8 protein-coding genes are annotated in these 10,664 nt (G+C 72.4%); 3 read left to right on the top strand and 5 right to left on the bottom strand.

From position 1 onward, the window contains the following. Nucleotides 1–207: 207 nt before the first annotated feature. Together ACFYZ8_RS44070 and ACFYZ8_RS44065 are read right to left on the bottom strand one after the other, a co-directional pair. The gene (locus tag ACFYZ8_RS44070) at nucleotides 208–1,422 is read right to left on the bottom strand and encodes a cation:proton antiporter (RefSeq protein WP_388542417.1); all 1,215 of its coding nucleotides are present in this window, start codon (nucleotides 1,420–1,422) and stop codon (nucleotides 208–210) included. A 5-nt stretch (nucleotides 1,423–1,427) separates the two neighbouring features. Continuing rightward, complete coding sequence (locus tag ACFYZ8_RS44065) at nucleotides 1,428–1,913, bottom strand: cation:proton antiporter regulatory subunit (RefSeq protein ID WP_020139121.1); 486 nt, start codon at nucleotides 1,911–1,913, stop codon at nucleotides 1,428–1,430. Between the two features lie 168 nt (nucleotides 1,914–2,081). Between ACFYZ8_RS44065 and ACFYZ8_RS44060 the strand changes: the two genes are divergently transcribed. Together ACFYZ8_RS44060 and ACFYZ8_RS44055 are read left to right on the top strand one after the other, a co-directional pair. Further along, entirely contained in the window at nucleotides 2,082–3,029 is a 948-nt protein-coding gene (locus ACFYZ8_RS44060) for a HAMP domain-containing sensor histidine kinase (protein ID WP_388542419.1), read from the top strand. Further along, on the top strand, nucleotides 3,029–3,682 hold the full coding sequence (locus ACFYZ8_RS44055; protein ID WP_359038698.1) for a response regulator transcription factor: 654 nt from the start codon (nucleotides 3,029–3,031) through the stop codon (nucleotides 3,680–3,682). The genes ACFYZ8_RS44060 and ACFYZ8_RS44055 overlap by 1 nt, the downstream gene beginning before the upstream one ends. Here the strand turns inward: ACFYZ8_RS44055 and ACFYZ8_RS44050 are convergent. Both ACFYZ8_RS44050 and ACFYZ8_RS44045 read right to left on the bottom strand, forming a co-directional pair. Then, complete coding sequence (locus ACFYZ8_RS44050) at nucleotides 3,669–4,124, bottom strand: hypothetical protein (protein ID WP_359038696.1); 456 nt, start codon at nucleotides 4,122–4,124, stop codon at nucleotides 3,669–3,671. The genes ACFYZ8_RS44055 and ACFYZ8_RS44050 overlap by 14 nt on opposite strands. 100 nt (nucleotides 4,125–4,224) lie before the next feature. Further along, nucleotides 4,225–7,113: a SpoIIE family protein phosphatase gene (locus ACFYZ8_RS44045; RefSeq protein WP_388542421.1), complete on the bottom strand. Its 2,889-nt coding sequence runs from the start codon at nucleotides 7,111–7,113 to the stop codon at nucleotides 4,225–4,227. A 168-nt stretch (nucleotides 7,114–7,281) separates the two neighbouring features. On the opposite strand from ACFYZ8_RS44045, the gene rutA reads away from it, so the two are divergent. Beyond that, nucleotides 7,282–8,370, top strand: coding sequence for a pyrimidine utilization protein A (rutA, locus tag ACFYZ8_RS44040; protein WP_388542423.1), 1,089 nt, complete (start codon nucleotides 7,282–7,284; stop codon nucleotides 8,368–8,370). Nucleotides 8,371–8,981: 611 nt separating this feature from the next. Here the strand turns inward: rutA and argG are convergent. Then, on the bottom strand, nucleotides 8,982–10,436 hold the full coding sequence (gene argG / locus ACFYZ8_RS44035) for an argininosuccinate synthase (RefSeq protein WP_359038690.1): 1,455 nt from the start codon (nucleotides 10,434–10,436) through the stop codon (nucleotides 8,982–8,984). Nucleotides 10,437–10,664 lie beyond the last annotated feature (228 nt).

Below are 10,664 nucleotides of genomic sequence, written 5' to 3'. Positions count from 1 at the left end.
GGGTGTCCGTCCTCGGTCCGGCGGCTCGGTCACTCCAAAAGGGCTCGGTAACGGACGCCGGCCGCTGCGGGCGGACACCCCCCACCCCGTCCCCTGCCCGCCGTACGCGGCCAACGGCCCGTCCTGGCTGGCGCCGACCTGACCCACCCAGGGGCGCGGGGAACTGCGCGACCAGCCACAACGCACCCGCACCCGCCCGACAACACCTCAGACCCCGTCCCCACCCACCGTCACCCGCGACGCGTTCTCCCGTGTCGTCGGGGACTTGCGGTGGGACGTCAGTCTTGTGGCCAAGGGCTCCGTGTAGCGGGCTGTGAGGGGGCCGAGGATGACCAGGATGAGGACGTAGGCCGTGGCGAGGGGGCCGAGGGAGGGTTCTATGCCGGCCGAGACCGCCAGGCCGGCGATGACGATCGAGAACTCGCCGCGGGCCACGAGGGCGCCGCCCGTGCGCCAGCGGCCCTTGGGGGAGATTCCGGCTCGGCGGGCCGCCCAGTAGCCGGTGGCGATCTTCGTGGCCGCGGTGACCAGGGCCAGGGCGAGGGCGGGGAGCAGGACCGGGGGGATGCTCGCCGGGTCCGTGTGGAGGCCGAAGAAGACGAAGAAGACCGCCGCGAAGAGGTCGCGCAGGGGGCTCAGGAGGGTGTGGGCACCCTCCGCCACCTCGCCGGAGAGGGCTATGCCCACGAGGAACGCGCCCACCGCTGCCGAGACCTGGAGTTGCTGGGCCACGCCGGCCACGAGGATGGTCAGGCCGAGGACGACCAGGAGGAGCTTTTCCGGGTCGTCGCTCGAGACGAAGCGGGAGATCAGGCGGCCGTAGCGGACGGCGACGAAGAGGACCAGGCCCGCTGCGCCGAGCGCGATCGCGAGGGTCACGCTGCCGGCCAGGAGGCCGGCCCCGGCCACCAGCGCTGTGACGATCGGGAGGTACACCGCCATCGCCAGGTCCTCCAGGACCAGGACGCTCAGGATGACCGGGGTTTCGCGGTTGCCGACCCGGCCCAGGTCGCCCAGGACCTTCGCTATGACGCCCGAGGAGGAGATCCAGGTGACGCCCGCCAGGACCACCGCTGCCACCGGGCCCCAGCCCAGGAGGAGAGCGGCGGCCGCGCCCGGGAGGGCGTTGAGGGCGCCGTCGACCAGGCCTGCGGGGTAGTGGGCCTTGAGGTTGGTGACCAGGTCGCCCGCCGTGTACTCCAGGCCGAGCATCAGGAGGAGGAGGATCACTCCTATTTCGGCCCCTATGGAGACGAACTCCTCGCTCGCGCCCAGGGGGAGCAGGCCGCCCTCGCCGAAGGCCAGGCCGGCGAGCAGGTAGAGGGGGATGGGGGAGAGGCGGAAACGGGCGGCGAAGCGGCCGAGGAGGCCCAGGCCGAGGATGATCGAGCCGAACTCGATCAGGAGGACCGCGGAGTGCATGCTTCCTACTCCCGACCGAGGATCGCCGCCGCGGCGTCCACGCCTTCGCGGGTCCCCACGACGATGAGGATGTCGCCGCCCGCCAGGCGGAAGTCCGGTGCGGGGGACGGGATCGCCTCGGCCCGGCGCAGGGCCGCCACGACGGAGGCTCCCGTGTCGGTGCGCATCTTCGTGTCGCCCAGGACCCGGCCGTTCCAGCGGGAGCCGGCCGCCACCTCGATGCGCTCGGCCACCAGGCCCAGATCGGTGGTGTAGAGGAGGCTCGCGCTGTGGTGGGAGGGCTTCAGCGCGTCGATCAGGGCGCCCGCCTCGGAGCCCGTCAGACGCAGTGACTGGGCGCAGGAGTCGGGGTCGTCGGCCCGGTACACGCTCACCGTGCGGGCCCCGTCGCGGTGTGCCACCACGGACAGATGGCGGTCCTCGCGGGTGATGAGGTCGTACTGGACCCCGATCCCCGGCAGCGGCGTCGCCCTCAGGCGTGGAGCAGACACGTTTCTCCCCTTGTGTTTCGCGTGATCACGGGTACGAGTTCGCATGCTGCCAGTACCCCGTACGGTGGCGATATGGGTGACGTGACGGATATACGCGAGCGGCGGGGACCGGCGACGCTGGCTCCGGAGACGTCGTGTGGAGCAGAGGAGAGGAGCGGGGGCCCGGCCGTGTCGCTGTTCTGGCGGATCTTCTCGCTCAATGCCGCCGGCCTGGTCGTCGCCGCCGCGCTGCTGCTCGGGCCCGTCACCGTGTCGACGCCCGTCCGGCAGGGGGAGGCCGTGGTCGTCCTCGGGGGGCTGGTTCTGCTGCTGGCCGCCAATGCCGTCGTACTGCGGGTCGGGCTCACCCCGCTCCAGCGGCTGGGGCGGGCCATGGCCGCCGCCGACCTGCTGCGTCCCGGAGTGCGTGCGCCCGTGTCCGGCCCTGCCGAGACGGCCGCGCTGATCACGACGTACAACACCATGCTCGACCGGCTGGAGGCCGAGCGGGCGACCGGAGCGGCCCACGCGCTCTCCGCCCAGGAACGGGAGCGGCACCGCGTCGCGCGCGAGCTCCACGACGAGGTCGGGCAGACCCTGACGGCCGTGCTGTTGCAGCTCAAGCGGGTCGCCGACCGGGCGCCCGAGGGGCTGCGGGAGGAGGTCGGGCAGGCGCAGGAGGCCACCAGGGCCGGGCTCGACGAGATCCGCCGGATCGCGCGGCGGCTGCGGCCCGGGGTGCTGGAGGAGCTCGGGCTGCCGAGCGCTCTGCGGTCCCTCGCGGCTGAGTTCACCACGCACGGGCTGACCGTGCGCCATCACGTCGGCGGCGATCTGCCCCGGCTGACCGAGGAGTCGGAACTGGTCGTCTACCGGGTGGCCCAGGAGGGGCTCACGAACACCGCGCGGCACTCCGGGGCCGACCGTGCCGAAGTGCGGCTCCAGCCGGTCGCGGGAGGGGTCGAGCTGCTCGTGCGGGACAACGGCAGCGGTCTGCGCGGGACGGCCGAGGGGGCCGGGATACAGGGCATGCGGGAGCGGGCGCTGCTGGTGGGGGCCGCGTTGGCGGTGGAACCCGGGCCCGGGCGGGGGACCGAGGTGCGGTTGCGGATACCGGTCGCGGCGGAGGTGCGGTGATGGCCGGGCCGACCCGGGTGCTGCTCGCCGACGACCACACACTCGTACGGCGGGGAGTGCGGCTGATTCTGGAGGGGGAGCCGGATCTCACCGTCGTGGCCGAGGCGGGCGACGGCGCGGAGGCGGTGGAGCTGGCACGCGCGCGTGAGGTCGATCTGGCCGTACTGGACATCGCCATGCCGCGGATGACGGGGCTGCAGGCCGCCCGTGAGCTGTCCCGCCGGCTGCCGGACCTGCGGATCCTGATCCTGACGATGTACGACAACGAGCAGTACTTCTTCGAGGCGCTCAAGGCCGGGGCCAGCGGGTACGTGCTCAAGTCCGTCGCCGACCGCGATCTCGTCGAGGCGTGCCGGGCCGCCGTACGCGACGAGTCCTTCGTCTATCCCGGCGCCGAGCGGGCCCTGGTGCGCTCGTACCTCGACCGGCTGCACCGTGGGGAGGACCTGCCCGCCCGGGCCGTCACCGAGCGCGAGGAGGAGATCCTCAAGCTCGTCGCAGAGGGGCACACCACGAAGGAGATCGGGGAGCTGCTGTTCATCAGCGCGAAGACGGTCGAGCGGCATCGGGCGAACCTGCTGGCCAAGCTGGGCATGCGGGACCGGCTGGAGCTGACCCGGTACGCGATACGGGCTGGGCTCATCGACCCTTGAGGCGGGCCTGGGGCTGCGTGCCGCGACGCCGGCGCACCACATACGCGCCCGCGAGGCCGACCCCGCCGAGAGCCAGAGCCACGCCGATCGCGCGCTCGAAGCCGGCCGGGCCCACACTGCCTCCGGATCCGCCCTGGACGCCGAGCGTCGGAAGCGGCGTGGTGAGCGGCGTGGTGAGGGGTGTAGCGAGTGGCGTGGCCGCGCTCACGGCGGCGGTGCCTCTGTGGGGCAGCACCTCACAGGCGATGCCGTCGTCCGGACCCTGGTCCTCGTCGAGACGGTTGGGGTCGGTGCGGTCGAGATCGAACAGCGCCTGCGCGTCCTCCTGGTAGACGAAGTCCGCGCAGTCCAGGTCGCCTTGGGCGTGTGCGACGCCGGTCAGCGGTCCCGCGGTGGCCAGGACGGCCAGCGCTGCGCCGGTGAGCGTGATGCGTATTGCCATGGGTCGTGCCTTTCGGGCGGGGCCGGAACAGCCGTCACCGCGAATCTAGGGACGCGCCCGGCATCCGGCCCGTGGAGCTGGGCCGAACGGGCGCGCGTCCTCACAGGAGCGCTTCCCAGTCCTCGTCGAAGTCCGAGGCGTTCAGGAACATCACGTCCGCCGGCTCGGCCGGGCCCCGCAGGGACTGCTCCGTCCAGATGCACTTGCCGGTGGGGGTGTAGCGGGCGCCCCAGCGGGTGGAGAGCGCCGAGATGAGCTGCAGGCCCCGGCCGCCCTCGTCGGTGTCCGCGGCGCGCCGGATGCGGGGCATGGTCTGGCTGCCGTCGTAGACCTCGCAGATCAGCTCGGTGGTGTACAGCAGGCGCAGCAGGACCGGGCCGCGGGCGTGCCGGACGACGTTGCCGACCAGCTCGCTGACCAGGAGTTCCGTGGTGGCGGACAGGTCGTCCAGCTCCCAGGCCGCGAGCTGTTCGCGGACGTGGCGGCGGGCCCGGCTCGCCGCCTTCGGGTCCTCGGGCAGGGACCAGGCGGCCATCCGGTCGGCCGGCAGCGCGTGCAGCCGGGCCACCAGGAACGCCGCGTCGTCCGCCGCCTGCTGGTCCGCAGGCAGCAGACCGGCCGTCAGCGTGTCGCACAGCCGTTCAAGGTCTACGGCGGTCCCGTCGGCGTGGGCGGCGCCGAGCAGCCGCGCCAGCTCGGCCATGCCCTGGTCGATCTCCCGCGTCGCCGACTCCACCAGCCCGTCGGTGTACAGCACGAGCAGGCTGCCCTCGGGGACCTCCAGCTCGGCCGTCTCGAACGGCGGCTTGGCCGCGCCCAGCGGGGGATCCGCGTCCGGTTCCGGGAAGTGCACGGTTCCGTCGGGGCGTACCAGGGCGGGCGGTGGATGGCCGGCCCGGGCGATGGAGCAGACCCGGGTCGTCGGGTCGTAGAGCGCGTACAGACAGGTGGCGTACGACGCCTCGCCCATGCCGCCGACGATGTCGTTGAGGTGGCCGAGGATCTCGTCGGGCGGCAGCTCCAGGTCGGCCAGGGTGTGCACCGCGGTGCGCAGCCGGCCCATGGTGGCCGCCTCCGGCAGGCCGTGGCCCATCACGTCGCCGACGACCAGCGCGACCTGGCCGCCGGACAGCGGGATGATGTCGTACCAGTCGCCGCCCACGTCCGCGCCCGGGCCGGCCGGCAGATAGCGCGCGGCCGCCGTGCACGCGGGCAGGTCGGGCAGGGCCTGAGGGAGCAGGCTGCGCTGGAGCTCCCGGGACCGGGTGTGCTCGGCGTCGTAGAGCCGGGCCCGCTCCAGGGACTGGGCGACGAGGGCGGTGATCGTGGTGAGCAGGGCGCGTTCCTCGTCGTCGAGCAGCCGCGGCCGGTCGAAGGAGACCACGCAGACGCCGAAGGTGTGGCCGGAGGCCGTCAGCGGCAGGAACGCCCAGGACTTCTTGTCGCCGCGGGCGGGGAAGTCCGCCAGCTCGGGATAGCGGGTGGCGTACTCCTGCGGTGACGACATGAACAGCGGGAGGCCGGACGCGATCGTGTCCCAGGCCGGGTCGCCGGTCGCCGCCCGGCGGCGGCTGTCGAGGAGGGCCACGAAGTCCCGGGGGTAGCCGACCGCTCCGACGTGGTGGAGCCGGTCGCCCTCGCCGACCTGGACCATCAGCCCGGAGGCGGCGAACGGGGGCAGCACCCGGCGGGCGACCGCGTCCACCACGTCCCGGGAGGTCGTCGCCTTCGCGAGTTCCGTGGTCAGCTCGGCGATCCGCACCGCCCGCTCGGCCGCGGCCCGCTCCGCCGCCTGCCGCTCCTGCGCCAGCCGGCGCTTCTCGGTGACGTCCTGGAAGTAGAGGGTGCGGCCGTCCGGCCCCGGCACCAGCCGCACGTGCAGCCGCCGCCGGCAGTCCGCGATGTACACGTCGAACCCGGCGGACCTCTCCTCCGCCGCGGCCTCCAGACAGCGCTCCTTCAGGCCCGGGACCTGCCGGGTGGCGGGCAGCTCCCACAGCAGGCGCCCGAACAGCTCCTCCTCGGAGAAGCGGAGGAACCGTTCCGCCTCCAGGTTGGCGAAGGTGATCCGCCACTCGTCGTCCACCGCGAGGAAGCCGTCGCTCATGTGTCGCAGGGCTCTGCTGAGGGCGTTCCGCGCGGTGCGCGACTCGTTGCTCTCCCAGCCGACCCCGATCATCCGCAGGGGCTCGCCCTGCTCGTCGTAGGTCGCCCGGCCGCGGGCCTGCGTCCAGCCCCAGGTGCCGTCCAGGCGCCGTACGCGGTACTCGGCCTCGTAGACGGAGTGGTCGAGGATCGCCTGCTGCGCCGCCGCGAGGGTGGGGGCCAGGTCGTCGGGGTGGACGATCCGCATCCAGTTGTCGATCCGGCCGGTGAAGTCGGCGGGCAGCGTGCCGTAGAGCTCCAGCGCGGCCTCGTCCCAGATCAGGTCGCCGCTGCGGATGTCCCAGTCCCACGAGCCGACCTGGACCTCCTTGAGCGCCTGCCGCAGCCGCTCGCCGCCCAGCTCCGCCTGAGTGGGCCCCGACGGCGGCGGCGCCTGGGCCATCCGGTCCTCGGTCCAGGCGACGACGTCCCGCAGGAAGTCCCAGTGCTCGGGGGTGGGCTCGCCCCCCTCACCGGCCAGGACGGTCACCGCGCCGATGCTGCGCCGGCCGCTGAACACGGGCAGGGCGGCGAGGCCGGTCCCGGGCCAGCGGTCCTGCTCCGGCGTGTCCTGGGACAGCGGCACCCAGACGCCCTTGCCCTGCTGGAGCGCGCGGGCCGGGGCCAGCGGGCCCTCCTGGTCGACGATCTCCCAGGAGCGGGTGAGGGCGGGGGGCAGACCCACGGACGACACCAGGCGCAGCGCGGACATCGGGCCGCGCAGGTGCACGGTCCCGCCGAGCGCGCTCAGCTCACCGACCGCGTGCCCGAGCGCCAGCCGGAAGACCTCGCTCTCCGTCGCACCAGGGGTGACCGTGCCGAGAAGAGCGAGCCGCGCGTTCATGGAGGGAACTTATCGTTCCTGTTTGTCTTCGAAACCTGCTTCACAGTTTCCGACGGGCTGTTCCCCCTCACTCTCGCACCTCAACTGCCCATGTGTCCCGGGAAGTTGCCGAAATCCCGGCCGTGTACCGTGCCGTCGGACCGGGCAGTCTTGATCATGAGGAGCGGCATGGACATCGGTGTCTTCATCCCCATCGGCAACAACGGCTGGCTCATCTCCAAGAGTTCCCCGCAGTACATGCCGACCTTCGAGCTCAACAAGGCCGTGGTCCAGAAGGCCGAGGAGCACGGGTTCGACTTCGCCCTGTCCATGATCAAACTCAAGGGCTTCGGCGGCGAGACCGAGTTCTGGGACCACTGCCTGGAGTCGTTCACGCTGATGGCGGGCCTTGCCGCGGTGACCGAGCGGATCAAGCTCTACGCCTCGACCCCGATCCTCGCCCTGCCGCCGGCGATCGTCGCGCGCATGGCGGTCACCGTCGACTCCATCGCCCCCGGCCGCTTCGGCGTCAACATCGTCACCGGCTGGGCGCCCGGTGAGTACACGCAGATGGGCGTGTGGCCCGGCGACGAGCACTTCGGCAACCGGTACGCGCGCGCCGAGGAGTACGTGACCGTGATGAAGGAGCTGTGGAGCGAGGGCGTCAGCAACTTCAAGGGCGAGTTCTACGAGATGGACGACTGCGTGCTCTCGCCGCGCCCGGTGAACGGGCACATCGACATCGTGGCCGCCGGGCAGAGCGGGACCGGCATGCGGTTCGCCGCGGAACACGCCGACTACAGCTTCATCCTGGGCAGCGGCGTCAACACCCCGCTCGCCTTCGCGGACAGCGCGGCCACGCTGGTGGACGCGGCGCGGGAGACCGGCCGGGACGTCGGGGCCCTGTCGCTGTTCATGGTCATCGCCGACGAGACCGACGAGGCGGCCCGCGCGAAGTGGCAGGACTACCACGCGGGCGCGGACCGCGCGGCGCTGGCCTACATGGCGGGGGAGTCGGCCACCGACACCACCGCCGACGACTCGTCCACGGCCCGCACCATCGTGCTGCCCGAGGGCGCGGTGAACTTCAACATGGGGACGCTGGTGGGGTCGTACGAGAGTGTCGCGCGCATGTTGGACGAGATCGCCGGGGTCGAGGGGACCAAGGGGATCATGCTGGTGTTCGACGACTTCATCGAGGGCGTGGAGAGGTTCGGGACGCGGATCCAGCCGTTGATGCGGTCGCGGGAGGGGCGGGGGCGGGTGGCGTTGGGCTGAGGGGGCGTGGTCGGGGGCGGTTCGGTGGGCGTCGCTGCGGCGTGCCCGGGCCGGCGGGGGTGGGGTGCGTGATTGTCCGCGGGCCGGTGAGGCCGGGGCGGTGTCGTCTCCGGGGGCGGGGCGGGGCGGGGCGAGGGCGCACGCGACCGTGTTGGGGGGGCGACCGGGGCTGCGCCCGTGTGCCCCGGGGTGTGGGTGGCGCGGTCGGTAGTCGCGGCGGCGGTTCTCATTCGCTGCCGCTGCCGCTGCCGCTGCCGCTGCTGCTGCTGCCGCTGCCGCCGCCGGCGCCGGGATCGGCGGGTGGCGGAGCCGCGTGTCGACACCGTGCCGTGGTGCCGGGGGTGGGGGCGGCTGTCGGCGGTGGCCCGTGTGTTCGTTGCCGGGGTGGGGGCGGCCGTCGGCGGTGGTCGTCCGTGCTCATCCCCGCGGATCGGGGCAACAGCTGTCGGCCGTAGCGGCCGTGCTCATTTCCCCCGAGGGGCCCGGCGCCCTGGTGGTCCCGGCCTCGGCTCGTGGCTCGGGAGACCTGGCCGGGCGGCCGAGAGGCCGGTCCCCGTGCCTTCGTCGGCACCGGGACCGGCCTCTCGGTCGGGTATCCGCCCGCCGGGGCGTCAGTCCGTGCCGAACTCCATCGCCGCCCGGTCCAGCAGGGCCTCGTCCTCCGAGACCTCGCCGCGGGACGCGATCGCCTCGGCGCCGCCCTCGGGGAGCTCCGGCATGGTGCCGATCAGCCCGGTCGCGGCGGCCTGGGAGGCGCCGATCGTGGGGCTGCCGGTGCCGATCAGGCCGAGACCGGCGTACTGCTCCAGCTTGGCGCGGGAGTCGGCGATGTCGAGGTTGCGCATGGTGAGCTGGCCGATCCGGTCCACCGGGCCGAAGGCCGAGTCCTCGGTGCGCTCCATGGAGAGCTTGTCCGGGTGGTAGGAGAACGCGGGACCGGTCGTGTCGAGGATCGAGTAGTCCTCGCCCCGGCGCAGCCGCAGGGTGACCTCGCCCGTGACCGCCGCGCCGACCCAGCGCTGGAGCGACTCGCGGATCATCAGGGCCTGCGGGTCCAGCCAGCGGCCCTCGTACATGAGACGGCCCAGCCGCCGGCCCTCGTTGTGGTACTGGGCGACGGTGTCCTCGTTGTGGATCGCGTTGACGAGACGCTCGTAGGCCGCGTGGAGCAGGGCCATGCCGGGGGCCTCGTAGATGCCGCGGCTCTTCGCCTCGATGATCCGGTTCTCGATCTGGTCGGACATGCCGAGGCCGTGCCGGCCGCCGATGGCGTTGGCCTCCATGACCAGGTCGACGGCGGAGCCGAACTCCTTGCCGTTGATGGTCACCGGGCGGCCCTGGTCGAAGCCGATCGTCACGTCCTCGGGCGCGATCTCGACCGACGGGTCCCAGAACCTGACGCCCATGATCGGCTCGACGGTCTCGATGCCGGTGTTGAGGTGCTCCAGGGTCTTGGCCTCGTGCGTGGCGCCCCAGATGTTGGCGTCGGTGGAGTACGCCTTCTCCGTCGAGTCCCGGTACGGCAGCTGGTGTGCGACCAGCCACTCCGACATCTCCTTGCGGCCGCCGAGCTCGGTCACGAAGTCCGCGTCCAGCCACGGCTTGTAGATCCGCAGGTTCGGGTTGGCGAGCAGGCCGTAGCGGTAGAACCGCTCGATGTCGTTGCCCTTGAAGGTCGAACCGTCGCCCCAGATCTGGACGTTGTCCTCCAGCATCGCCCGCACCAGGAGCGTGCCGGTGACGGCACGGCCCAGCGGGGTGGTGTTGAAGTACGCCCGCCCGCCCGAGCGGATGTGGAACGCCCCGCAGGTGAGCGCGGCCAGTCCCTCCTCGACCAGCGCGGCCCGGCAGTCGACCAGGCGCGCGATCTCGGCACCGTAGGTCTTCGCGCGGTCGGGCACCGAGTCGATGTCGGGCTCGTCGTACTGGCCGATGTGCGCGGTGTAGGTGCACGGGATGGCGCCCTTGTCGCGCATCCACGCGACCGCGACGGAGGTGTCGAGACCGCCGGAGAAGGCGATGCCGACGCGTTCGCCGGCGGGGAGGGACGTGAGGACCTTGGACATAGGAAGATTATGCATCACAACGCATGGTCATGCAAAGGCCCTGCTCGCCGTCCCTGACGTGATTCAGGTCATCCCCGCCCCGGGTCCGTCCATGGCGTCACGGTGGCCCGTCGGTGAACGGGCGGCCACGACCCTGTGGATTGTCCACAGACTTCGCAAAAGGATGCCCCGGGTCTGCACAAGAGATCTTGCTCCCGCCTTCACGTGGCGCTTACAACTTGCTGCCGC

Origin of the sequence: Streptomyces sp. NPDC001668 (assembly GCF_042893155.1) — a bacterium.
GTDB lineage: Bacteria > Actinomycetota > Actinomycetes > Streptomycetales > Streptomycetaceae > Streptomyces.
This window is presented reverse-complemented; position numbering and strand designations above follow the sequence as displayed.